The following is a 22,943-nucleotide window of genomic DNA, read 5'->3' on the forward strand; positions in this document are numbered from 1 at the left end:
ACGTTTATTGCCATTGCATAGTGAGAGTTCTACACACAGACTTTTTTCATCCACTCACAAATGATTTATACTGTAAAAAAATCACTTCCTGATAACATCAAAAGAATGTTATACTTTTCTATAGAATTACGGATAATTATAGCTAAAAAAACGAGACTTGTCATCCTTTAGACCATATTTTTTTGAATATTTCAAATTTCTTTAGAAATAGAGAGGAAACTTTTAGATGAATAAACCTATTTTTGCACTAGATATTGGTACACGATCGGTAATTGGTCTATTAATGGAAAAAATAGAGGACAAATACCATTTAATCGATTATTATATGTTGGAACATCACGAACGATCCATGTTAGATGGCCAAATCCACGATGTCGTTTCTGTTGCGGATATTATTGGACAAGTTAAACAACATTTAGAAGATAGACATCAAATCAAATTGGAGCAGGCTTGTGTCGCTGCGGCAGGAAGAGCATTGAAAACCAAACGTGTCACCTCGGTCACCTCCATTTCTAAACAGCCAATTATCAACACGGATGATATTTTACTGTTAGAGTTAGAGGCCGTACAGCAAGCCCAATACCAGTTAGCAAATGGGGAGGAGGAAACCAGTCAACACTACTATTGTGTGGGTTACTCTGTCCTCCGTTATAAATTGGACAATGAAGAAATAGGTTCTTTAATTGATCAACAAGGGGAGGCGGCAGAAGTCGAAATTATTGCTACCTTCTTACCAAAAGTGGTGGTAGAATCGCTGTTATCTGCTTTGCAACGAGCCGACTTACGGTTAGAAGCCTTAACCTTGGAGCCAATCGCTGCTATTCAGGTGTTGATCCCTCCTTCTATGCGTCGCTTGAACGTAGCACTAGTCGATATTGGTGCCGGCACAAGTGATATTGCCTTAACATCAGAAGGAACGGTCACTGCCTATGGAATGGTTCCTAAAGCAGGAGACGAAATTACAGAAGCACTCAGTGACCATTATTTATTAGACTTCCATCAAGCGGAACAATGCAAGCGAGAACTTACTATACATAATCAGGCAACAATTGAGGACATCCTTGGATTTGCGCAAGAAATTACTCTAGAAGAAACATTGGAACATATCTTGCCTGCTGTGGAACAACTAGCTCATGACATTTCTCAGGAAATCATCACATTAAATGGGGGCAAGGCTCCTAAGGCAGTGATGTTAGTTGGTGGTGGGAGTCAAACACCTGCACTTAGTAGAGTACTAGCGAACCGCTTACAGCTCCCGGAAAATCGCGTTGCCATTAGAGAGGTTCAAGCGATCCCATCCTTAACAAAACAGGATGACCTGCCAGTTGGTCCAGATTTTGTTACACCGATTGGCATTGCCATTGCCGCTAAACAAAATCCGGTTCATTATATAAGCGTCATGGTGAATAACAGAACCGTCCGATTATTTGAAATGAAAAACTTAACCGTTGCGGATGGCTTACTGACAGCTGGTCTGCAAATAAAGAAACTCTATGGAAAACCAGGCTTGGCTGCGATCATTGAATATAACGGAAAACAAATAACGCTTCCTGGCGGCTTTGGTAAGCCTCCACTCATCTATATTAACGATCAAGCAGCTAATATAGACGACAGCATTATAAACGGTGACAAGATTGATATTATCCAAGGGGAAGATGGGGAACAAGCAGAAATGACCCTGCAGGAATTGATCGGCGAACCAAAGCTAATCACGATTTTCTACCAGGAAGAGCCTTACTCCATAGCAGGTATTACAAAAGTTAATGGACGTGAAGTGCCAGCTGACTATCTATTACAGGACGGCGATATTGTTTTATATCAAGCGACCATTACATTAGAGCATTTCTTAGACGATTTTTCCATTCAAAGGGATCCATTTTCCACTTTTACTGTTTGGATTGATAACCAAGAGCAAAAGTTTGCAAAATACGTCAGTCCCATGCTCTTAAATGGTGCGCAGGTACAGCCTTATTCCACATTGAAAGATGGAGATATCTTAGAGGCAAAACCGCTCTCTACTCCGTGCTTGAGCGATATATTGGTGGATTTGGAAATTTCTTATCTCGTAGAATTAAAGATAATCTACAACCAGCGACCGTTAACGCTGTCACAAGAGTTAGTAAAGGTATATCGAGATGGCGAACAGCTGCGTTTACATGAAGCGATAAGAGATCAGGATCGCTTACAAATCCAGCAGCAAAAACAAAAATCTTTTATATTCCAAGATATCTTCCGTTTTATCTCACTCGATTTAACCCAAGCCACTGGTAAAGTAGAATTACTGAGGAATGGAAATCCTGCTACCTTCTTTGAACCCTTACAACCAAATGATCAAATCGAGATTAAATTGGAAAACAATTGATCGAAGCATAATGACAGACGCTTTTTGCTTATGTTCTGCGTGAGAAGATATACCTTTCGAACGATGACGGCCGTTTTTTCGCGCTTCCCCATAAATTTTGTCCGTCATTTTCAGAATGACGGACATTTTCGCGCTTCCTCCGCAAATTTTGGCCGTCATTTTCAAGATGACGGACATTTTCGCGCTTTCCTCGCAGATTTTGTCCGTCATTTCCAGAATGACGACGGTTTTTCGCGCTTCCCCGCAGATTTTGGCCGTCATTTCCAAGATGACGGCCTTTCTGCATTGCAAAACTAGTTATCTACCCTTAATGAATCGAATGGTTCAAGTTGAATGAAGATCGTTTATTTATTACCCGATTGTTTTAAGATTTTCTGTGGTAATACTATCATGGTTTAGATGCTTAACCGCCTGTCCATTAATCAATTGTATGACTTGAGGTGACTCATGTTTTACTCCATACTGTTCTGCAATATAATTCGACAACTCTCTTACTTCTTGGACATATAACCGAAATAACGGGATAGTTGCCTCTTCTCGATAATTTTCAAATTGGCGATTGGCTTCTGCGCTAATAGGACATGTTAAGCTGTGCTTCATGATCACAAAAGAGCTATTATTATCTGCAATTTCCTGAAATTCTTCGATTGTTCGCAATTGTTGAATGTCCATCGCTATCATCCCTTTCTTTTTTAATAGACAAAGAAGCTGTCCACATTCTATAAAGACATGGACAGCTCTTTGATGATACGATTGAATTAATTATTGCTTTTTTCTTCTGATTCCACTGCTTGCGCTGCCTCTTCAATAGCTTGGGCTACTTCTTCTGCGGCTTTTTCAGGGTCTTCTTTATCAGAGATCTTATCTTGAATGGTTTCTTTTGTTTCTTTTAATTTATTGGAAACCTCTTCGGTTTTTTTGGCAACCGTGTTGCTGATTTGCTCTGATTGCTCTTTGGCATAATCCTTGAATTGATTTCCCTTCTCATAAGCTACGTCTTTAAATTCCGCCCCTTTTTCATAGGCAACATCTTTCCATTCACCTGCGCGGTCTTTGACGTAATTAGCACCTTGATTAATGTCACTTCTTAATTCTTTACCAGATTTCGGAGCGAAAATTAAGGCTAAAGAGGCGCCAACAATTCCCCCAATCAATGAACCAATTAAAAAATCCTTACTATTAATATTTTGGCTTTCTTCATTTTGTTGTTGATTTGTCATTTTGCATTCCTCCAATGTTTTTTATTTATTTTTATTATTCTTAAATAATTCTAACACAACTGTACTCCACTTAATAGCCTGTGCCGTGGTTTCTTTATTTTCTTCTGCTACTTGATGAACCGCTTTTGACACAGTGCGAACAGACTCCGTCAAGTCAGTGAAGGTGGCACCGACATTTTTCACACCATCAACAACGGTGTTTAGTTTTGTCGTCTTTTCTTGGATTTCATCGGCAAGCTTATTCGTCTTATTTAATAAGGCCTGTGATTCCACAATAATTCCGTTAACTTGCTTATCAAACCCTTCTAAAGTATCTGCCACATGTGATAATGTCCGTTTCGTTTCTTTCAAAACGGGGGCAACAGAAACAACTAGAAAAATAACTAGAGCGGCAAACGCAACTGCTGCTATGATTGCTGCTAATGCTAAGAGTATGTCCATTTATTGATTCACTCCTTTATATGTATTTCATTATTCAAACTGATAATAATGTTATACCCTTTAATCCCTATTCTAAACAACTCAAAAACAAAATTCACGTGAAAAGGGTATCTTTTTTTATATTTCTTCAAATGAGGCAGGAAGAATAGGGAATAAAAGGAGGATTGGCAGGACGTCTAGAACCCGTGTGTTTCCATTCTCTAAGTTCTATCACTCGTAGAATATCGTTTAAAACTTTAACATTGAATAAAACAATTCCCTTATTGGCATTTGATTTTCCAATAAGGGAATCTTAAGCGTTTCAATTTATTTGACTTTCTTGGTAGGCCGTTTCATATTTTTGAATATCTCCTGCCCCCATAAAAACTAAAACACTATCTTTGTGCTGATTAAGCACGTCGATTTGATCTAGTTCTAATATGTTACTCTTCGGTATAAGCCGCTGAAGATCATTAATCGATAACTTCGCTTGCGCCTCTCGAGCGGAGCCAAAGATGTCACATAAGTATATAGCATCAGCATCAGATAATGCGTCGCTAAACTCCTGTAAAAACGTCTTGGTTCTTGAATAAGTATGTGGTTGAAAAATCGCGACAATTTCCCTGTTAGGATACTTTTTTCTCGCAGCTTCCAGCGTCGCACCAACTTCTCGTGGATGATGCGCATAATCATCAATAATAATCTGATTACCTAGCTGCTTCTCTGAAAATCGGCGTTTAACACCATGAAAGGAAAATATTTCTTTGATTTGCTCACTACTGAAATCTTCATAATCACACATGGTAATCACTGCTAATGCATTCAAAATACTATGATCTCCGAATGAATTGATTTCAAATGTATCATAATAATCATTACGCACAAACACATCAAAGGTAGTCCCCGTCTCTGTTACTTTTATATTCTTGGCGCAAAAATCATTGCCCTCACTTAATCCATAATAAAGTACAGGCGCCTTGGCTTGAATAGCTTGCAAATATTCATCATCACCACAGGCAATAATACCCTTCCGTACGTTATTAGCCATTTCTTGAAAGGCGTTAAAGACGTCATCCACATCTTTGAAATAATCGGGATGATCAAAATCAATATTTGTCATAATCGCATAATCAGGTTGGTAGGCTAAGAAATGACGGCGATACTCACAAGCTTCAAAAACAAAGTATTTTCCATCTTCTGATCCTTTACCCGTTCCATCTCCAATCAAATACGAGATTGGTACATTTTGGTCTAACACATGGGCTAATAAACCGGTTGTCGAGGTCTTACCATGTGACCCGGTAACCGCAATACTAATATACCGCTTCAACCATTCTCCGAGAAACTCATGATAACGATAGAACGGTACCCCCATTTCTTTCGCTCTTTGAATCTCTGGGTGATCCTCTTTAAAGGCATTACCAGCAATAACGGTCAATTCTGGTTTAATATTGTCTTCAGAAAAAGGTAGTATCGTAATATCTTTTTGTTCTAAAGCAGGTTGTGTGAAAATATATTTCTCAATATCTGACCCTTGCACTTCTTCGCCTGAGTCAACTAATATTTGTGCTAATGCACTCATTCCTGTCCCTTTAATACCAATAAAATGGTAATTTGTCATAAAAAAGAACCTCCAAAATCATTTTGATCATACTAAATAATAGAATGGATAAGATAATCATTCCTCTTCTTTAATATATGTGAGGAATTGCTTTGTGTTAGCTCTTTCTGTTCGAGCAGTAAAGTTCTCGTTTGTTACTATTCTAAGCAATCATCTATTATTCATTCATTGTATCCAGACTGCTGATTAATACTTCTCGTTGTTTGCTGCCATTCTGTCCGGATATTACTCCATTATCTTCCATGCTATCAATCAAACGTGCCGCTCTATTATAACCAATCTTAAAGCGTCGCTGCAGTAAAGAAGCACTCGCTCCATTGTGTTTTAACACAAAATCAACGGCTTCATGATACAAGGCATCTACTTCTTCACTCACATACGACTGTTGAATTAATTGTTCTTGTTCAAATAAATATTCGGGTGAGGCGATTTGTTTTACGTAACTGGTAACCCGTTCAATTTCATCATCTGAAACAAAAGCTCCTTGGATTCGTTTCATTTCGCCTGAACCATTTTCGATAAACAGCATATCCCCTTTACCGAGCAGCTTCTCTGCGCCATTAGAATCCAAAATGGTCCGCGAGTCAATCTGTGATGAAACACTGAAGGCAATCCTTGTCGGCACATTCGCCTTAATCAAACCAGTGATAACGTCAACAGAAGGCCGTTGTGTGGCAATTAGTAGATGGATGCCACACGCTCTTGCCTTTTGAGCAATTCGACAAATAGCATCTTCCACATCCTGGGGTGCCGTCATCATTAAATCAGCCAACTCATCGATCACAATGACAATATATGGCATCTTATCTTCTGGACGTTGCTGTTCCACCACTTTTTGATTATACCGTTGAATATCACGAGCGCCTTCCTCCACAAATCGTTGGTAGCGATCTTCCATTTCCTGCACTGCCCATTTTAATGAAGAGGTGGCCGCTTTAACATCGGTAATCACAGGAGCGACCAGATGAGGAAGTTCATTATATGGTGCCAATTCCACCATTTTAGGGTCAATTAAAAGAAATTTTACCTCGTCATGATTCGCTTTATATAATAAGCTGATTAAAATCGTATTAATACAGACACTCTTCCCAGATCCTGTTGCACCAGCAATCAGACCATGTGGCATCTTCTTCAAATCCGTTAGCATAGTACTTCCTTCAATATCCGCCCCCAACGCTACTGTTAGCGGAGAGTGCTGTCCTAAAAAGTCCTCGCTATCCAACATTTTATGCAAAAAAACAGGCTCTGCATTTTCATTAGGCACCTCAATGCCTATGGTATGTTTACCAGGGATTGGGGCTTCCATCCGAATATCTCTTGCAGCCAAGTTCATTTTGATATCATCTGTTAGGTTCTTAATCTTGCTCACTTTCACTCCTGGTTCGGGCTGGATTTCAAACCTTGTCACCGATGGACCCTGAGTGACATCTACGACTTTTGCTTTTATGTTAAAGTATCGAAGCGTATTTTGTAACGTTTCTGCTTGTTCATTTATCCACGGTGTCTGATTTACTTTCTGTTCTGTGACATCATCTAACAAGTGCATAGGTACCGAATAAGAACGTGGCTGTATCTCTTTATCTGAAACAGTTGCTTCCTGTTTATCTTCCACTTTAGTAGGTGTTTCTCGTTTCTCTTTTTCCTTCATTCTCCATTTATCTCTTGGTGTCATCATAACATTCAAAGGCTTTTGGTTCTTCGTCTGATTAGGTCGCTGACGTTTCTCTGTTTGGGCAACTTTTGCAATCTCCACGTGTTTACTCGATGATGCTTTCTTATGCTCTTTGACTGCTTGCTTTTCAGTTGATATGTCAGATTGCTTTTCTTCTTTTTGCTCTGTCCGTGACACTGACCTCGTTTTCTCCATCTGTGCTTTTGGTGTTTCTATGGAGTTGCTCTCCATTTGTTTTGGCGTCTCTTGTGTTTCTGGCACTTTAGATTCCATTGGCTTTGACATCTCTTGTGTTTCTGGCACTGTAGGTTCCATTGGCTTTGGTGCTTCATTTGGTTCATTTCGTTTTACTTTACGATGATGAAAACCATAAATAGGCGATGGAACGTCCTGCGCCTTAAAAGGTTGTCGCTTTTCCAATTGTGGTGTAGCTTGTGTTTGTCTTTCTTCTTTGTTTGTATGCTTTTGTTGCGGTTTTCTTCTTGACGTTGTTTGCTGTTTCTGCGTTCTATTATTATTTTGTTGATGTTTAGGATATTGATAGGCCATCTTGGCTTCCACAGTTTTATTTTTGGTCGAACTTCGATCCTCTGTCATGTTTAGATGTTCTTCTCGCTCTTCTTCAACAAATAATTGATCCCATCTTTTTCTTATGTTTTTCCACATCGTACGTTCACACTCACTTCCTACTATTTGTACGATTATACAATCAAACACTCTACCTTTTATTTTATCATGAAACACGTGATTGTAATAGCAATTTTTTCTATTATGAAAAACTTGGTTACAATAGCTGATCGTCTGTCCGGTTCTAATCTTTGATTTATAAACACAGGCAAAACGCACAAATGTTGAACAACAAGCATCTGTGCGTTTGTGTATCATACTTACAACATCGTTTTATTTCACAACAAGGAAGACGGAAGGCAGCTACACTTAGGATTCAAAAATAAATTCACTGCCAATTTCCTTTTCAGCAGGCAGAACGTAGATCCCTTTTTCTTTCGGTGCATTTGGTAATCCTAATTCTTTTTGCGAACAAATCATACCAAACGAATCCACACCACGCAATGTGGTCGGCTTAATTTCCATTCCGTTTGGCATAATCGCACCTACCTTCGCCACAACGACTTTCTGATCTTTATCAATATTAGGCGCCCCACAAACGATCTGGAGTGATTCATTTCCTACATTGATTTGACATACACGGAGTTTATCGGCATCTTCATGCGGCCTGATATTCTCTACATAACCAACGACAAATTTTGGTGTTAGATCCACATTTAATGGATTGGGCACCTTGTTTTTGGCAAATGCCTCTTGCAATGACTGGAGTATACCCTCGGTTAATTTCGTTTTTCCATTGGCTAATCCATCCACATACTGATCGGCTTGAAAGATATTGTATCCAACGATTTCACGTGTTGTTTCATCGATGATTTGTACGACATCCCCATATTTTTCAAAGGTTATTTTCTCACTGTTTTTCATCGGAAACAACAAGACGTTACCGATTCCTGGTTTATTGTAATAGACAAACATGTTCGTTAATTCCTCTCTTATTCTTTTGGTTTCTTTTTGGCTAAAATAAATACTGGCTCTAAGTGTTTATTTTCATAGATAAATGGCAGCGAGGTGATCGGCACACGACCTTCCGCAAAAAATTTCATCGTTATTTGAGCCACCATGTCATATCCGGCTTCATTCTGAATATCTGCCAATAACAAAACATCCTGATGTGGGACAGCTACCACCAGCTCACCGATTGTATTGGCACTCATTTCTTCTAAGAAGGCTTCATTCAAAATCCGGCTTGCATCATAGCCATCTTGTGTAGCGATAAAATAAAAATCATTACCTGCAACGGTATCTTTTTTCGTTGAGGTGGGCAAGGAACGAATATTAAATATAGAGATCTCCTTTAGCCGCTCCTTAGACCAGCCTTGTTCCTCCAACATTTGTTGATCAATCAATTGATAAGTCGTGCCTAAATCCAAGGCATAATAAATATTCGTTTCAGCGGTATGCTCGGTATAAACTAATGGTATACCAGATTTGGTCTCTTTCGGAAAAGAGGTCGCACGCATTACCGGATAAATATGCGTCTCCTTTCCCTCTAACTGATGTTCTTCATGCATCATCTTTAAAGATTCATGGATATGAAATTGTAATTCCTCAAGCGCAACATCGCCTCGTCTTTCATGCTTGGCAATAACATTTGCAATGGCAATATTAACACCTTGTTTCGTGTCTTTCCATTCCACACGATAACTATTTTTATCTCTATTGTAGGAAACAGACCATGCTTCTTCTTGTTGAAATAATTCATCTAGTTTCTGTTTCATTTTGATTGCAGTCATACTCATCTTTTTATCCCCCTTTTTTTCGGAAGAACACACTAAATCGTATTGTATCACTTTTTTCAATAAATAAAAAACGGTATGCTGTTTCTACATGCGAAAATGGTATTTGCTTTGAGTATGATGTTGAAAAGAGCCTATATTTGCGCTGAAGGAATGTTGTTGATCATTTTTAATGCCCTGCATAAGAAAACGTCCAAACTCACTACTCACAAAAATTTCATACCATTTTATGCTTGTTCATCTATTTCAAGATCTTCACTTTCTTACTTCCCAAAAAAGCACAAATCCTAGCTAACAAGATTTGTGCTTTTACGTTCATATTAAGATAGGCCTTCAATAAATTGTTCGATTTCTGCTTGTGTTTTTCTGTCCTTACTTACAAATCTGCCAAGTTCTTTTCCTTGATCAAATGCCAAAAAGCTTGGTATACCAAAAATATCGTTAGCTGCACAAATATCGATAAACGGATCTCGATCTACATAGATAAATTCATAATCGGGATATTTCTCCGCTATTTCAGGCATAATTGGTTCAATTACCCTGCAGTCAGGACACCAATCTGCCGAAAATAAGTAGATCACCTTTTCATTATTTTTCAACTGATCAAATTCTGCTTCTGATTGTAATGGTCGCATATTTCCATTCCTCCATTTCTTTTCTTATGTGTTTGTCTATCTAAGCAAGATTTCCTCCATTATATCGTCGAGAAAAGTACGTTCTGGCTATTTTTGTCTAATCGAATCCACCAGCTGTTGATCGGTAGTTTTGACCAAGTTGATCAACAGCTCTTTTGCAGCGGCATAATCATCCACATGTATGATCGAAGCGTGCGTATGAATGTATCTCGAACAAATACCAACAACTGTGGAAGGGACTCCTTGATTAGATAAATGGACACTCCCTGCATCCGTTCCCCCTTGCGAGACAAAATATTGATAAGGAATATTATTGCTTTCTGCAGTGTCCAGAACAAATTCACGCAAACCGTGATCGGTTATCATACTTCGATCAAAAATACGGAGCAGTGCCCCTTTTCCTAATTGACCAAATTCTTTGTCATCTCCAGACATATCATTGGCAGGAGAAGCATCAAGCGCATAAAAAATATCCGGCTGAATCATATTGGCTGCCACTTTCGCCCCGCGCAATCCAACCTCTTCTTGAACGGTAGCACCTGAATATAGCTGGTTCGGTAAGGTTTCCCCTTGTAGAGCTTGCAAAAGTTCAATCGCTAAACCGCAGCCGTAGCGATTATCCCATGCCTTGGCAAGAATTTTCTTATCATTGGCCATTGGGGTAAAAGTCGAAACAGGGATTATCGACTGCCCTGGTTTAACACCTAATCTGACAGCATCTTCTTTGTCATCTGCACCAATATCGATAAGCATATTTTTCTGTTCCATGGGCTTCGCGCGTTCTGCTGGTGTTAAATTATGAGGCGGAATCGATCCTACCACTCCAACTATTTTTTTATCCGGTGTATGTATTTCTACTCTTTGGGATAATAATACTTGAGACCACCACCCGCCTAAGGGTTGAAAACGGATCATACCATTATCGGTAATCTGAGTCACCATGAATGCTACTTCATCCATATGACCAGCTACTAATACACGCGGTCCTTTTCCATGTTTAACACCAAATACGCCACCGAGATGATCCTGGATAATGTCATCCGCATATTTGGTTAGTTCTTGTTTGATGAAAGAGCGAACTTGATGCTCATTACCAGGCGCACCTGGCAGCTCAGTTAGCGTCCGAAATAAGGCTAATGTTTCTGGATTCATTACACGTCATCCTTTCTTTTCTTTAAATATATCATGTAAAGCGGTGACACGAAAGTATCTTTGCTTATTGCTTGCCTTTTGCTAGTATTTATCTTTAAGATGAAAATAAACTAGCTCATTGAAGAACGGAGTGAAAAAATGAAAAAACAACAGACAATCATTCTTTTTATGCTGGGCTGCTTGATTGGGTTTCTAATCGGCCAGACAAGGCAAAAAAACAAACCCTTGAAGCCTGAAACCGTCTTGCGCACAGTGAAGAAAAATATTAGTGAACATACGGAAGTAAGTGGTTCCTGGATTTATATGCGGATAGAACCATTTAGGCAGCATGATATCAACTATCATGTCTATCATGGTGGTATCACCAAACATGTCCATGGTGAACATATTCCCTACGAGTTCTATGTAGATGCTTATAGTGGCACCGTACTGTCTATGACTCCACAACACTAACCATGTGCACAAATGGGTTCCTGGATTTAATTTTGCAATAGTCGAACCGATAACGGCCGTAAACAGTGGGGATCCTAAAAATACGGTCATCATCTCTAAAATGACGTCCATAAATCGTGAGAATCTCAAAAATACAGTCGTCATGTTGGTACAAACAGAAAAAAGGAGCAGACCCTTCAACGGTTCGCTCCTTTTTTGCTAATACTTTTACTTAAAAAGATAAGCCTCGATTTTATTCTGGAAACGCGACTTGACAGCGGTAAATCGGATGACCTTTTGTTGAAAATTTTTCTTCATACTCTGTCATCACATTGGTTGGGTCTGCCAACCCATGCAGGTCCAAACAAGCCTCCTCCAGCTTACAGCCAAACTGAGAAAAGCTCACCAATGAATATTCAAACAAAGATCGGTTATCGGTCTTCAACACTAATTTTCCACCCGGCTTCAAGATTTGTTGATATTGTTCCAAAAAGTCAGAGTATGTTAAGCGTCTTTTTTCATGACGATTCTTTGGCCATGGGTCAGAGAAGTTCAAATAAAGCTGATCGACTTCATTATCTGCGAAAAACGAGGTAATATTCTGTGCATCTTCATTCAACAGTGTAATATTGGTTAGGTCTGATTCAGCGATTTTTTCAACAGCAGAGACGATAATGCTTTTGACAACCTCCATCCCAACAAAATGAACATCTGGGTACTGTGTTGCCATTCCAGCAATAAATTGGCCCTTACCCGTTCCAATCTCAAGATGGATTGGATGTTCTTGACTGATGACCTCCCGCCATCTCCCTTTATACTCTGCTGCACTAAATAACACAAGGTCTTCGTTCTCCCTTAAATAATCATCAGCCCATGGTTTATATCTTGCTCTCATAAGTCTTCTCCTTTTTCTGTGAAGATAAATATCACATAAAAACCAGCTTTTGCTAAAGCCTAGCAAAAGCCGTTTACGTATTTTCCGTATAGGTTCCACATCTTCCGTACACACTAAGACGGATTATTTTCTGCAAAGGTGGTATAAACCATGTCCTTAACAACCAATCATCAGTTAGATTTATTACACGACCTCTTGAGCCTGCAATGTGAAGAAGGTAATGGAACGATTTCTGAATGTGAACAAATATCACGATTGATCCGATCATTGCAACAACAGGAATCTATGCAAAACACCTCATTATACGCATTATTAGCGACAATTGATGACTATAGTTCGACAGGAACCAATTGTTCCAATTTGCAACAACATATCGAAAAACATCAAACGGTCATCAATGAATGGCTACCACAGATTAAAGATTCCATGCATTAATCTGAGTTAATAGTTGCTGCAATTCCTTTAAATGATAATCAGCTTCTTTATCCTGACGGCGATTCAATGTCCAGACATAACCAATGATTTCATCAACCAATAAATGCCAGTGCATCCGTTTCATTAAATAGTGGGTGTTTTCTACACCATAATGTCCCAGCCATTGATCCCAATCCTGCTTCGGAATATAAGATTGCAGGATTCTGCCTATATCCATGGCAGGATCACCAACTCGGGCATTGTCCCAATCGATAAGGAACAACTCTCCACTGTTAGATAACATCCAATTGTGATGATTTAAATCACAATGACAGACAACTTGCTTATCATGATATACATCTAACAACCTTGTTTCCAAATATTGAATAGCTTTATACAATATCAATGAATTCCGGCTCAACTTGCTCCCTTTTACAAATTGTTTGACCCTTACCAATGTTTGGTCCAATTTGACCGTTGTCTGTTCAATTCGAAGCAGCATATCTAACAATTCCGAGGATTGATGGATCTTACTCAATAGCTTGGCCACTTTAGGGTGCTGCATTTCCTCTACATTCAATGCCTTTCCATCAAGCCATTGCTGTGCCGTCACAACGTCCCCATTTTCTAAACGTTTCGTCCATACCAGTTTCGGTACAATCCCTTGGGCAGATAATACAGCTAGGAATGGAGATGAATTCCGTTTTAAGAATAACTGTTTTTGTTGTGATTGGGCATAATAAGCCGTCCCGGTCGACCCACCAGCCGGCAGCACTGTCCAATCTTTACCTAAAATATGTTCCACAGCTGTCACCCTCAATTCCTCTCGATAGTGTGATATTCTCTCTATTTGTAAAAAGGGAATAGTAATAATAGATTAACGCAAAAACGGGTATAATTTCAAGTAAAAAATCGATTTTTGACAAATTTTATCGCTAGGAAATTCTGGATAACCAATTTTGTCGAGATTAATGAAATCCTGGAGATTCTTTTTGCTCCCACTCCGGTCTTTTCACCGCCACAGATTCTACATGCTGCAATAATGCCTCCGCAATTTTCAGCTGATGATGTTTAATGGGAGCAGATAATTGCTGTTTCTGTAATAACCAATGATCATGTTGGTCACGTCCAATGAATGAGGTATGATACGGCTCCCTTTCAAACTCAATCGGATTCGTTGCAGAAAGGATTACTTTTCTTAACGGCATCTCTAAGCCATATTTATGGAGGATGCTTTGGATGATTTTTGCCGTTCTTTTGACACTAATCAAGGGGCTTAATATCCTTGTTTGAATATTTTTCTCCTCTGTATACCAATAACGATCATCAAATGCAATCATGGTTTGATTAGCGGGTCTATCTATCACCTTAATGATCTCCATTTCTAATGGCGTAATCAGAATAATGTCTGCGGCCAATGGTCCATTTTTCAATTCAAAAACAGGATGATACATCACAAAATAAGTATCAGGTATCCGCTGCAAAAAGAATTGTAACCGTTCATCTGTATAATAGTCTTGATTCAAGAAGGACATTTTATTAATGGTAGTGGACGCCCACTTTAATTGAAAAGGATATAAGGTATCTAGAAAATACTGTTTCAATTCCTCTTCCGAATCGGGAAGCAAGTTTGTATGATCAAATGATTCTTCTTCAACCTCCGAACGCCGATTAAACAGCGCTCGCCAATTAAAAAAATTGGATTCTTGTGGCTCTTCTTCTATCAGTTCGTCCTTCTGAGTTGTCCGTTGTTCTTCCCATAATAGCTTTAATCGCTGCCAATTCTCTCTCTTCAAACGTGTGAATTGACCTGGATAATGGTAAATATCCTGTTGATAACGCGATATATAATTCTCTAGTTTAATTAACTGTGCCATCCGACCACCTCATTTCAAATGAAATTCTTCCCATACTTGATATTTTTGTTGTCGCTCCGGATGTATTTCATAGACCACAAAACGGTCGACCATTAGCTGTTTTTGATCTTTCAGTAGATCAAATGCTGTTTCCTCCACTTTTTTAGACCGATCGGTCCACCTTTTAGCCAAGGTAATATGGGGAATAAATGACTGTTCTTTTGTCTGTGTCTGATGCAGGATCTTTTTTTGTAATCGGAGAAGTTCGTCCTTTTCTTCCGTTTTCATCCACAACACACGCGGACTCAGCTTATTCCCAAAGTAGGATAAGCCCCCTATCGTTAATGAAAAAGGGGAATGCCTCACTGTGTCTAACTGGTGGGCAAGTGTCTTCAAACAGGCATCGCCTATTCCACCCAAAAAATCGAGCGTCAGGTGATAGTCTGCCGGATTCACCCATTGCTTATAAGAAAAAATCGAATAGATCTGCCTCTGCTGCTCCGCTATCCATGCTTTCGTTTCATCATCGAAACAAAGTGCGATAAAATAATGTTTGATCACACGTCACCTCGCCATCATACTTGATCAATTTCAAAATTATCTGATAATGGATATTTTAAAGTAGAAATATAACGCTATTACGTGTAAAATATACAGTGTATCATGAATATACTTTTGCAAGGTTTAACTTAAACTTTGAAGGAGTGGTTTTTTGAGTCAATCCACCAACCGTATGCTGACTCGGGCCAAGGCAGTCTATTTATTTATCAAAAAGAATGGACCTGTGACAACGAGTCAAATAGCAGAAGAGTTTGGTATAACGGACCGCACTGTTCAACGAGATTTACATTTACTGGCTTACAATGGCCTGGTAAATAGTCCGAATCGTGGGCATTGGAAAATCACAAAGAAAAAAGTTAAGATTTCTTGATATATTCAACAATTTTTTGTTGACCAGTATTGCTCTCAATACTGGTATTTTATTTGTTTTGCAGTCTTTCCCTCTCCTCTTTCATTAGTTCACGGTATTCTCCTCGTTTTAGACGCTCATCTAAATACAGCGATCCCATCGCCTCTCGTTTTAAATACAATACCTTATTATCGATAGACTCAAACATTCGTTTCACTTGATGAAACTTCCCTTCTGTAACCGTCACTTGCACCTCGCATGATTGTATTTCTGTTAATACAGCAGGCTTGGTAAGGTAACCATCTTCTAATCTAACACCTTGGGCAAATGCTTCTCGATCCTTCTCCGTAATGGGCTTTGCTAACTGGGCGAAATACTTTTTTTCCACATGCTTCTTGGGCGATAGTAAATCATGTGCTAGTTGTCCGTCATTTGTCAGCAATAACAGCCCTTCTGTATCTTTATCGAGACGCCCTACTGGAAACGGTTCTAATATTTTATCCTGTGATCGGATCAAATCCAGGACAGTAGATTGCTGGATATCCTCTGTCGCCGAGAGATAGCCAGCAGGCTTGTTAAGCATGAGATAGATAGTCGGCTTATACGCAATCAACTGATCGGATACACAGACCTGATCTTGCTCTGGATCAATATGTATATCTGTTTTCTTTACCACTTGCTGATTGACTGTAATTTGTTTCTTTTTTGCCAAGGCTTTGATATCCTTCCTGCTTCCTTGGCCCATATTCGATAGAAATTTATCTAAACGCATCACAAACCGCTCCCTTTTATAACAGTGCTAACCGTCCATAAGACGCTCACTTCAAGATTTCTGAAGATTAAAGAAGTTAAGGGGAAGACAACGTTCATTATACAGCCTAATAAGTATTGCTATCATGTCCCCCATTGACAACATTTTCGTTTTATCGTCCAATTATTCGATCCAATATCGCAATCCTTCTCCCGGTAATCCGTTCAAATAGCGTGGATGCATAGCCAAGGTACAGATAAACAATCCCACCTGCACCTACCCCAATTAACATGGTGATGATGGCATGAAGCCTATTTTCATACACATCCAAAAAGAGGCCCATTACCCATTTCACCAGAATTAAAACAATGCCCATTATTGCCGTAAATATGACCATTAATAAGCTAAGCTTAAAGAATTTTCGATATGGGAAAGCAATCGCCTTACGAATCTGCCACAAATTAAGTCCAACCGCTACTGTTGAAGCAATCCATGTCGCTATAATCGCTCCTACCGCTGCGAATTGCTGAATAAGGATAGCATTTAATAACAGTTTAATCAGAACACCTGTTCCCAGACTAATCAAAGTAAAGTTTTGCCGTTCCACTCCTTGTAAAATGGCGGACGTCACCGTGAAAAAGGCAAACGGCAAGGCAACTGGCGCATACCAGGCAAAAACAGTACTAGTAATCTCCAACTGTCGTATGCCAAACAGACCGCCATAAATAGCATCTGCCAGAATGACCAAACCTATGACAGCTGGTAAGACAAAGAACATAATAATCTGCAAAGCTTGATTACTTTGCTTCTTCACTCGGTCCAGCTGATGGGCGTTGAATGCCTTTGTAATTTCTGGAACAATAGCTAGAGATAAACCTGTCGCAATCGTAATCGGAATAATCACCAGCTTATGCCCTTGCACATTAAAGGCTGAAAAAGCGATAGAAGATTCCGCCTCTTTTCCAATCGCAGCCATGGCGTGGCTAAAGGTAAATTGATCAATCAGTTGGTATAATGGGATAGCGATTCCTACCAGCACAAAAGGTCCGGAGTAGCGAAACAATTCTTTTAGTAACTGTTTTACTGGAATATTTTTTTTGACTTTTTGCTGATCAATCGGACGTTGAATAAATTTGCGTCTTTTTTTCCAATAAACCCCTAAAACCACCCAAGAGGCAACCGCACCAATAAAGGCTGCAAAAGCCGCAAAACCAACAGCTGTTGCATTCGTACCGCCCACAACATCAACCACCACATAGACAGCAATTAACAAAAAGGCGATTCGTACAATTTGTTCGACAACTTGGGAAACGGCAGTAGGTCCCATCGATTGATTCCCTTGAAAAAAGCCTCGCATAATGGCCATACTCGGAATAATCAACAAAGCAAAACTAATCATTTGCATGGCGTGTTGTACCTCATCCAAACTAATATCTTCCGTAGCTGGATCTAAGGATAATGAAGCGAAAAATCCTGAGCCAAAGTACATGATTAGAAAAGCGACAATACCTGTCACTATCATTAATAGAGAACCAACTTTAAACATTCGCATACTGGTATAATGATCGTCCAGCGTATTATATTTTGCCACAAACTTGGAAACCGCCTGGGGAATCCCTATGGTGGAAACACTAATCAAGATGGTGTATGGAATATAAGCGAATCCATACAAGGTCATCCCCGTTTCTTCTACCATATTTGTAAAAGGGATCACATAAATCATCCCAAGAAATTTCGATAAAAAACTAGCTCCTGTGAGCAACAATGTGCCTCTAATAAAATTTGAGCCTGACATATATTCACCTTTATTCATCAAAATAATGTAACAGATATATTCTAACATAGCTATCCATCATTTGTGATGATTTTCGACTTAATATTTGTGATTCACGATCAAGTAAGATAAACTTTTAATACATCTATCTTGTATTCTGGAAAGGAAATGAACCATGTACGACGTTGCTATCATCGGTGGAGGACCTTCAGGGTTAATGGCAGCTATTGCAGCCGCTGAACAAGGTGCTCACACCTTACTAATCGATAAAGGAAATAAACTCGGAAAAAAATTAGCGATATCTGGAGGTGGAAGATGTAATGTGACCAATCGGTTGCCTGCCGATGAAGTGATTCGCCATATTCCAGGCAATGGCCGCTTTCTCTACAGTGCTTTTTCCACTTTTGATAATTATGACATTATTGATTATTTTGAAGGATTGGGAGTTGCCTTAAAAGAAGAAGATCACGGCCGTATGTTTCCCGTTAGCAATCAAGCAAATGATGTGGTGAACGCCCTACTACAACAATTAGATCGTCTATCCGTAACCGTCAGAAAAAACACGACTGTTCAAGCGATTGACTATGGAGAGAGTCATCATCGCATTATTCTTGCAGATAAGGAAAACATCCAAACCAAGACCGTCGTGGTTGCTGCTGGTGGAAAAGCAGTTCCACATACCGGATCTAACGGAGACGCATATCCATGGGCAAAAAAGGCTGGGCATACCATTACGACGTTATATCCGACAGAAGTACCCATCGTTTCCAATGAAGCATTTATTCGTAATAAACAATTACAAGGCACTGCCCTACGTGATGTTGCCCTCTCGGTTTATAATCAGAAAGGAAAAAAGGTAATCACTCATCGGATGGATATGCTCTTTACACATTTTGGCATATCCGGACCAGCCGTATTACGATGTTCCCAATTCATCGTAAAATTGTTTATGCAAGGCGAGCAACAAGTGAAACTAAGCATTGACTTGTGCCCAGATAAAACCGAGCAAGAAATCACCAACCAACTTCAGCATTTAATGAAAGAACATCCCAAAAGGACGTTTAGAAAGAGCGTAAAAGGAATAGCCCCTGAACGATTGTTAGATTATTTGTTTGATTTTCTGGAAATAGACCCAACGATTAATGGAGCCAATCTTTCAAACGAAACGTTATCCTCTTTCGTTTACAGCTTAAAACACTTCAGTTTCTATGTACATGACAGTCTACCATTTAAAAAAGCATTTGTAACAGGTGGAGGTGTGTCGATCAAAGAAATCACCCCAAATACCATGAGATCGAAGTGTATGGATGGATTATATTTTTGCGGTGAAGTTCTCGATATACATGGTTATACTGGTGGTTATAATATCACTTCTGCACTAGTCACGGGAAGGATAGCTGGCATGAATGCTGCCTGGGAAAGCTTTTCGTAAACTCAGTCTATTGCATTGACTATAAGATTATTTTTTTGATAAAATTTTTATAATAGAAGAATTTATTCGGAGGTGCGCCGTTATTTTCACAAATATCTTATTAGTAATGTTGATGATAGTCGGTGTGTTATTGTTTGTTGATGGGGTACAAAAACATTCTCAGCTTTCCCTTTTATTTGCTGGGATAGCCATCTTAGCTCCTATTTTCTACTTTGTTAACTGGACCGTCTTTTTACCTCTTGTACCAGTAATAGCTTTGGCTCTTTCGCTTCTTGTAAAGAAACAATTTCATACCGCTTAACAACAGACCCTTTTCCTAGGGTCTGTTTGTTTGGCATCGACGCATATTTTTATTGTCACGCCCTATTCACTATCGGGTTTTAACGAAATTTTTTTAACATTAAAAACTTAAGAACAATAGCTCATGAATAATGTAATGAAATAATTCCTGTATCCATAAGGTAATTATTCACCCGGTTTAGCGGGGCAAAGATCAAATATACTAATAACATTTTTTTATGCTATGTCAGCCCTTTATTATTTTAGAAATCAATTTTTCCAAATACTATCTAATCATATGTCATAGAATAGATAGTAGTCTAAAACCATAAAGGGAGGAAAACTTTCCAATGAAAAATATACTAAAAACCATTTTATTATTTACATTTATGCTTTTAAGTCGGGCTTCCCTCCTCATTTGCAAAACACTTGAAAACACAGATGATAGAAAGTAATCAATCCAGTGTATTTGCTCAACTTCAAGAGACCGCTTTAGATTACTACCATTTAACATTGGAAATGAAAAATAAGACAGATAGAATGCTGTCACAACAAAAGTAATACACAACAATGATGAGCAAAGAAAAGAATATTGCGAAGATCACCTTTATACATCCACCGAGACAGATCCAGAAAAAACAGAACCCATTGAAAGATTTAATGAAAGAGATAAACCACCAACAACCTGATATTATCAAAAGGATTGTAAGTAATGAATGCGAGGATAAAGACATCATGAAAATCACTGTTGGTGGGGCAGAAAATAGTACAAAAGAAAAAATACGAGCTATGGATTTATTCACAGAGATTTTAAAAACATCTGTTACGAAAAATATTAAAAACTCTGCTGTTTTGTCATTGACTAGTTTGCTTTCAACAATTTTTCATTCACTGAAAAAATCAGTTTGAACCATTGTTCTGCCAAATGAATTTTTAGATTTATTCTTACAAAAACCCCTCATTAGCACCAATGACTAATAAGGGGTTTTGATATCATATTGCCTGGCAACGTCCTACTCTTGCAGGGGAAACCCCCAACTACCATGGGCGCTGAAGAGCTTAACTACTGTGTTCGGCATGGGAACAGGTGGGACCTCTTCGCTATCGTCACCAGACTTTCTTTTGATAAGGACAAGACATATTATAACGCATACCTTATAGGAGGATATTCAAATGTCCAATAAACATGACGCAGCGAATTTCTGCGTTGGCTTGCTTTTCCGTTCCTCACGTATGAAAAGCATACGCTCCGGTACTCTAAGCTACGCCGCCTTGAACTTCTTGGTCCTTTTTATCGGCCTTTTGAACACTCACTTATACGAAATGCAAGTGTTTTTTATATACTTTCAAAACTAGATAAGAATTCATCTGACAAGCCAACATCATGTATAGATAAGTCCTCGATCGATTAGTATTCGTCAGCTCCACATGTCACCATGCTTCCACCTCGAACCTATCTACCTCCTCGTCTTGGAGGGATCTTACTCTATCGAATAGATGGGAAGTCTCATCTTGAGGGGGGCTTCATGCTTAGATGCTTTCAGCACTTATCCCTGCCACACGTAGCTACCCAGCGATGCTCCTGGCGGAACAACTGGTGCACCAGCGGTGTGTCCATCCCGGTCCTCTCGTACTAAGGACAGCTCCTCTCAAACTTCCAACGCCCACGACGGATAGGGACCGAACTGTCTCACGACGTTCTGAACCCAGCTCGCGTACCGCTTTAATGGGCGAACAGCCCAACCCTTGGGACCGACTACAGCCCCAGGATGCGATGAGCCGACATCGAGGTGCCAAACCTCCCCGTCGATGTGGACTCTTGGGGGAGATAAGCCTGTTATCCCCGGGGTAGCTTTTATCCGTTGAGCGACGGCCCTTCCATACGGTACCGCCGGATCACTAAGCCCGACTTTCGTCCCTGCTCGACTTGTAGGTCTCGCAGTCAAGCTCCCTTCTGCCTTTACACTCTGCGAATGATTTCCAACCATTCTGAGGGAACCTTTGGGCGCCTCCGTTACATTTTAGGAGGCGACCGCCCCAGTCAAACTGCCCACCTGACACTGTCTCCGAACCGGATCACGGTTCTGGGTTAGAAGGTCCATACAGCCAGGGTGGTATCCCACCGGCGCCTCCACGTAAGCTAGCGCTCACGTTTCTACGGCTCCCACCTATCCTGTACAAGCTGTACCAACATTCCATATCAGGCTACAGTAAAGCTCCACGGGGTCTTTCCGTCCTGTCGCGGGTAATGCGCATCTTCACGCATGGTATAATTTCACCGGGTCTCTCGTTGAGACAGTGCCCAAGTCGTTGCACCTTTCGTGCGGGTCGGAACTTACCCGACAAGGAATTTCGCTACCTTAGGACCGTTATAGTTACGGCCGCCGTTTACTGGGGCTTCAGTTCAACGCTTCGCTAATGCTAACGCATCCCCTTAACCTTCCAGCACCGGGCAGGTGTCAGCCCCTATACTTCGCCTTACGGCTTCGCAGAGACCTGTGTTTTTGCTAAACAGTCGCTTGGGCCTTTTCACTGCGGCTTCTCGGTCGAGAAGCACCCCTTCTCCCGAAGTTACGGGGTCATTTTGCCGAGTTCCTTAACGAGAGTTCTCCCGATCACCTGAGGATTCTCTCCTCGCCTACCTGTGTCGGTTTGCGGTACGGGCACCTTATCTCCTGGCTAGAGGCTTTTCTTGGCAGCGTGAAATCCGGAACTTCGGTACTTGATTTCCCTCCCGATCACAGCTTACGCTTCC

General features: G+C 39.9%; 23 protein-coding genes and 2 rRNA genes. 7 read left to right on the forward strand and 18 right to left on the reverse strand.

Annotation, left to right across the window (positions count from 1 at the left end; genetic code table 11):
* The first annotated feature begins 226 nt into the window (after positions 1-226).
* A complete protein-coding gene (locus E0E32_RS15995) occupies positions 227-2,362 on the forward strand; it encodes a cell division protein FtsA (protein WP_130860157.1) in 2,136 nt (711 codons plus the stop codon).
* Here the strand turns inward: E0E32_RS15995 and E0E32_RS16000 are convergent.
* The 10 genes from E0E32_RS16000 to E0E32_RS16045 form a co-directional block, all read right to left on the reverse strand.
* Positions 2,318-2,653: a hypothetical protein gene (locus E0E32_RS16000; RefSeq protein WP_130860158.1), complete on the reverse strand. Its 336-nt coding sequence runs from the start codon at positions 2,651-2,653 to the stop codon at positions 2,318-2,320. The two genes, E0E32_RS15995 and E0E32_RS16000, sit on opposite strands and share 45 nt — an antisense overlap.
* 60 nt (positions 2,654-2,713) lie before the next feature.
* On the reverse strand, positions 2,714-3,034 hold the full coding sequence (gene ytxJ, locus E0E32_RS16005; protein WP_165445049.1) for a bacillithiol system redox-active protein YtxJ: 321 nt from the start codon (positions 3,032-3,034) through the stop codon (positions 2,714-2,716).
* Between the two features lie 86 nt (positions 3,035-3,120).
* On the reverse strand, positions 3,121-3,582 hold the full coding sequence (locus E0E32_RS16010) for a YtxH domain-containing protein (RefSeq protein ID WP_066195048.1): 462 nt from the start codon (positions 3,580-3,582) through the stop codon (positions 3,121-3,123).
* A 21-nt stretch (positions 3,583-3,603) separates the two neighbouring features.
* Entirely contained in the window at positions 3,604-4,023 is a 420-nt protein-coding gene (locus tag E0E32_RS16015; RefSeq protein WP_066195052.1) for a DUF948 domain-containing protein, read from the reverse strand.
* Between the two features lie 301 nt (positions 4,024-4,324).
* Complete coding sequence (gene murC, locus E0E32_RS16020; RefSeq protein ID WP_130860160.1) at positions 4,325-5,623, reverse strand: UDP-N-acetylmuramate--L-alanine ligase; 1,299 nt, start codon at positions 5,621-5,623, stop codon at positions 4,325-4,327.
* A gap of 157 nt (positions 5,624-5,780) precedes the next feature.
* Entirely contained in the window at positions 5,781-7,961 is a 2,181-nt protein-coding gene (locus tag E0E32_RS16025; RefSeq protein WP_130860161.1) for a DNA translocase FtsK, read from the reverse strand.
* 270 nt (positions 7,962-8,231) lie between these two features.
* On the reverse strand, positions 8,232-8,837 hold the full coding sequence (gene ytpR, locus E0E32_RS16030) for a YtpR family tRNA-binding protein (RefSeq protein ID WP_066195061.1): 606 nt from the start codon (positions 8,835-8,837) through the stop codon (positions 8,232-8,234).
* A 17-nt stretch (positions 8,838-8,854) separates the two neighbouring features.
* Positions 8,855-9,661 carry a DUF1444 domain-containing protein gene (locus tag E0E32_RS16035; RefSeq protein ID WP_130860162.1) on the reverse strand — a complete coding sequence of 269 codons (807 nt, stop codon included), beginning with the start codon at positions 9,659-9,661 and terminating at the stop codon, positions 8,855-8,857.
* A 317-nt stretch (positions 9,662-9,978) separates the two neighbouring features.
* The gene (locus E0E32_RS16040) at positions 9,979-10,293 is read right to left on the reverse strand and encodes a thioredoxin family protein (RefSeq protein ID WP_066195067.1); all 315 of its coding nucleotides are present in this window, start codon (positions 10,291-10,293) and stop codon (positions 9,979-9,981) included.
* A gap of 87 nt (positions 10,294-10,380) precedes the next feature.
* On the reverse strand, positions 10,381-11,445 hold the full coding sequence (locus E0E32_RS16045) for a M42 family metallopeptidase (RefSeq protein WP_130860163.1): 1,065 nt from the start codon (positions 11,443-11,445) through the stop codon (positions 10,381-10,383).
* Positions 11,446-11,583: 138 nt separating this feature from the next.
* Here E0E32_RS16045 and E0E32_RS16050 point away from each other — a divergent pair, with 138 nt between their 5' ends.
* Positions 11,584-11,898, forward strand: coding sequence for a PepSY domain-containing protein (locus E0E32_RS16050; RefSeq protein ID WP_066195074.1), 315 nt, complete (start codon positions 11,584-11,586; stop codon positions 11,896-11,898).
* A 232-nt stretch (positions 11,899-12,130) separates the two neighbouring features.
* Here the strand turns inward: E0E32_RS16050 and trmB are convergent, their stop codons facing one another.
* The gene (gene trmB / locus E0E32_RS16055; protein WP_130860164.1) at positions 12,131-12,772 is read right to left on the reverse strand and encodes a tRNA (guanosine(46)-N7)-methyltransferase TrmB; all 642 of its coding nucleotides are present in this window, start codon (positions 12,770-12,772) and stop codon (positions 12,131-12,133) included.
* Positions 12,773-12,922: 150 nt separating this feature from the next.
* On the opposite strand from trmB, the gene E0E32_RS16060 reads away from it, so the two are divergent.
* Positions 12,923-13,207 carry a YtzH-like family protein gene (locus E0E32_RS16060; protein WP_066195079.1) on the forward strand — a complete coding sequence of 95 codons (285 nt, stop codon included), beginning with the start codon at positions 12,923-12,925 and terminating at the stop codon, positions 13,205-13,207.
* Here E0E32_RS16060 and E0E32_RS16065 read toward each other — a convergent pair.
* From E0E32_RS16065 to thpR, 3 genes are all read right to left on the reverse strand, one after another.
* Complete coding sequence (locus E0E32_RS16065; protein ID WP_066196649.1) at positions 13,188-13,991, reverse strand: phosphotransferase family protein; 804 nt, start codon at positions 13,989-13,991, stop codon at positions 13,188-13,190. The genes E0E32_RS16060 and E0E32_RS16065 overlap by 20 nt on opposite strands.
* 163 nt (positions 13,992-14,154) lie before the next feature.
* Positions 14,155-15,063 carry a hypothetical protein gene (locus tag E0E32_RS16070; RefSeq protein WP_066195081.1) on the reverse strand — a complete coding sequence of 303 codons (909 nt, stop codon included), beginning with the start codon at positions 15,061-15,063 and terminating at the stop codon, positions 14,155-14,157.
* A gap of 9 nt (positions 15,064-15,072) precedes the next feature.
* Complete coding sequence (thpR, locus tag E0E32_RS16075; protein WP_066195083.1) at positions 15,073-15,603, reverse strand: RNA 2',3'-cyclic phosphodiesterase; 531 nt, start codon at positions 15,601-15,603, stop codon at positions 15,073-15,075.
* Positions 15,604-15,754: 151 nt separating this feature from the next.
* Here thpR and E0E32_RS16080 point away from each other — a divergent pair, with 151 nt between their 5' ends.
* Positions 15,755-15,973 carry an HTH domain-containing protein gene (locus E0E32_RS16080; protein ID WP_066195086.1) on the forward strand — a complete coding sequence of 73 codons (219 nt, stop codon included), beginning with the start codon at positions 15,755-15,757 and terminating at the stop codon, positions 15,971-15,973.
* Between the two features lie 49 nt (positions 15,974-16,022).
* Here the strand turns inward: E0E32_RS16080 and E0E32_RS16085 are convergent, their stop codons facing one another.
* Together E0E32_RS16085 and E0E32_RS16090 are read right to left on the reverse strand one after the other, a co-directional pair.
* Entirely contained in the window at positions 16,023-16,724 is a 702-nt protein-coding gene (locus E0E32_RS16085) for a pseudouridine synthase (RefSeq protein ID WP_066195088.1), read from the reverse strand.
* 151 nt (positions 16,725-16,875) lie between these two features.
* Positions 16,876-18,516: a putative polysaccharide biosynthesis protein gene (locus tag E0E32_RS16090; RefSeq protein ID WP_286171954.1), complete on the reverse strand. Its 1,641-nt coding sequence runs from the start codon at positions 18,514-18,516 to the stop codon at positions 16,876-16,878.
* 136 nt (positions 18,517-18,652) lie between these two features.
* Between E0E32_RS16090 and E0E32_RS16095 the strand changes: the two genes are divergently transcribed.
* The 3 genes from E0E32_RS16095 (at position 18,653) to E0E32_RS16100 (ending at position 21,097) form a co-directional block, all read left to right on the forward strand.
* Positions 18,653-19,909, forward strand: coding sequence for a BaiN/RdsA family NAD(P)/FAD-dependent oxidoreductase (locus E0E32_RS16095; protein ID WP_130860165.1), 1,257 nt, complete (start codon positions 18,653-18,655; stop codon positions 19,907-19,909).
* A gap of 106 nt (positions 19,910-20,015) precedes the next feature.
* Entirely contained in the window at positions 20,016-20,210 is a 195-nt protein-coding gene (locus E0E32_RS22330) for a hypothetical protein (RefSeq protein WP_066195092.1), read from the forward strand.
* Positions 20,211-20,761: 551 nt separating this feature from the next.
* Positions 20,762-21,097, forward strand: a complete 336-nt coding sequence (locus tag E0E32_RS16100) for a hypothetical protein (protein WP_207302290.1) — start codon at positions 20,762-20,764, stop codon at positions 21,095-21,097.
* Positions 21,098-21,188: 91 nt separating this feature from the next.
* Here E0E32_RS16100 and rrf read toward each other — a convergent pair.
* Both rrf and E0E32_RS16110 read right to left on the reverse strand, forming a co-directional pair.
* A 5S ribosomal RNA gene (gene rrf / locus E0E32_RS16105) occupies positions 21,189-21,303 on the reverse strand.
* Between the two features lie 273 nt (positions 21,304-21,576).
* Positions 21,577-22,943 (reverse strand): 23S ribosomal RNA (locus tag E0E32_RS16110); the annotation flags it as partial.

The organism is Gracilibacillus phocaeensis, assembly GCF_900626275.1.
GTDB lineage: Bacteria > Bacillota > Bacilli > Bacillales > Amphibacillaceae > Gracilibacillus > Gracilibacillus timonensis.

Bases quoted from the DNA above. Each gene is read 5' to 3' on its own strand.
- trmB (WP_130860164.1), bottom strand. From the start codon at position 12,772: ATGAGAGCAAGATATAAACCATGGGCTGATGATTATTTAAGGGAGAAC.
- E0E32_RS16090 (WP_286171954.1), bottom strand. From the start codon at position 18,516: ATGAATAAAGGTGAATATATGTCAGGCTCAAATTTTATTAGAGGCACA.
- E0E32_RS16095 (WP_130860165.1), top strand. From the start codon at position 18,653: ATGTACGACGTTGCTATCATCGGTGGAGGACCTTCAGGGTTAATGGCA.
- E0E32_RS16015 (WP_066195052.1), bottom strand. From the start codon at position 4,023: ATGGACATACTCTTAGCATTAGCAGCAATCATAGCAGCAGTTGCGTTT.
- E0E32_RS16060 (WP_066195079.1), top strand. From the start codon at position 12,923: ATGTCCTTAACAACCAATCATCAGTTAGATTTATTACACGACCTCTTG.
- E0E32_RS16025 (WP_130860161.1), bottom strand. From the start codon at position 7,961: ATGTGGAAAAACATAAGAAAAAGATGGGATCAATTATTTGTTGAAGAA.
- E0E32_RS22330 (WP_066195092.1), top strand. From the start codon at position 20,016: ATGTTGATGATAGTCGGTGTGTTATTGTTTGTTGATGGGGTACAAAAA.
- E0E32_RS16040 (WP_066195067.1), bottom strand. From the start codon at position 10,293: ATGCGACCATTACAATCAGAAGCAGAATTTGATCAGTTGAAAAATAAT.
- murC (WP_130860160.1), bottom strand. From the start codon at position 5,623: ATGACAAATTACCATTTTATTGGTATTAAAGGGACAGGAATGAGTGCA.
- E0E32_RS16085 (WP_066195088.1), bottom strand. From the start codon at position 16,724: ATGCGTTTAGATAAATTTCTATCGAATATGGGCCAAGGAAGCAGGAAG.
- E0E32_RS16100 (WP_207302290.1), top strand. From the start codon at position 20,762: ATGAGCAAAGAAAAGAATATTGCGAAGATCACCTTTATACATCCACCG.
- ytpR (WP_066195061.1), bottom strand. From the start codon at position 8,837: ATGTTTGTCTATTACAATAAACCAGGAATCGGTAACGTCTTGTTGTTT.
- E0E32_RS15995 (WP_130860157.1), top strand. From the start codon at position 227: ATGAATAAACCTATTTTTGCACTAGATATTGGTACACGATCGGTAATT.
- E0E32_RS16010 (WP_066195048.1), bottom strand. From the start codon at position 3,582: ATGACAAATCAACAACAAAATGAAGAAAGCCAAAATATTAATAGTAAG.
- E0E32_RS16050 (WP_066195074.1), top strand. From the start codon at position 11,584: ATGAAAAAACAACAGACAATCATTCTTTTTATGCTGGGCTGCTTGATT.
- ytxJ (WP_165445049.1), bottom strand. From the start codon at position 3,034: ATGGACATTCAACAATTGCGAACAATCGAAGAATTTCAGGAAATTGCA.
- E0E32_RS16035 (WP_130860162.1), bottom strand. From the start codon at position 9,661: ATGAGTATGACTGCAATCAAAATGAAACAGAAACTAGATGAATTATTT.
- E0E32_RS16045 (WP_130860163.1), bottom strand. From the start codon at position 11,445: ATGAATCCAGAAACATTAGCCTTATTTCGGACGCTAACTGAGCTGCCA.
- E0E32_RS16070 (WP_066195081.1), bottom strand. From the start codon at position 15,063: ATGGCACAGTTAATTAAACTAGAGAATTATATATCGCGTTATCAACAG.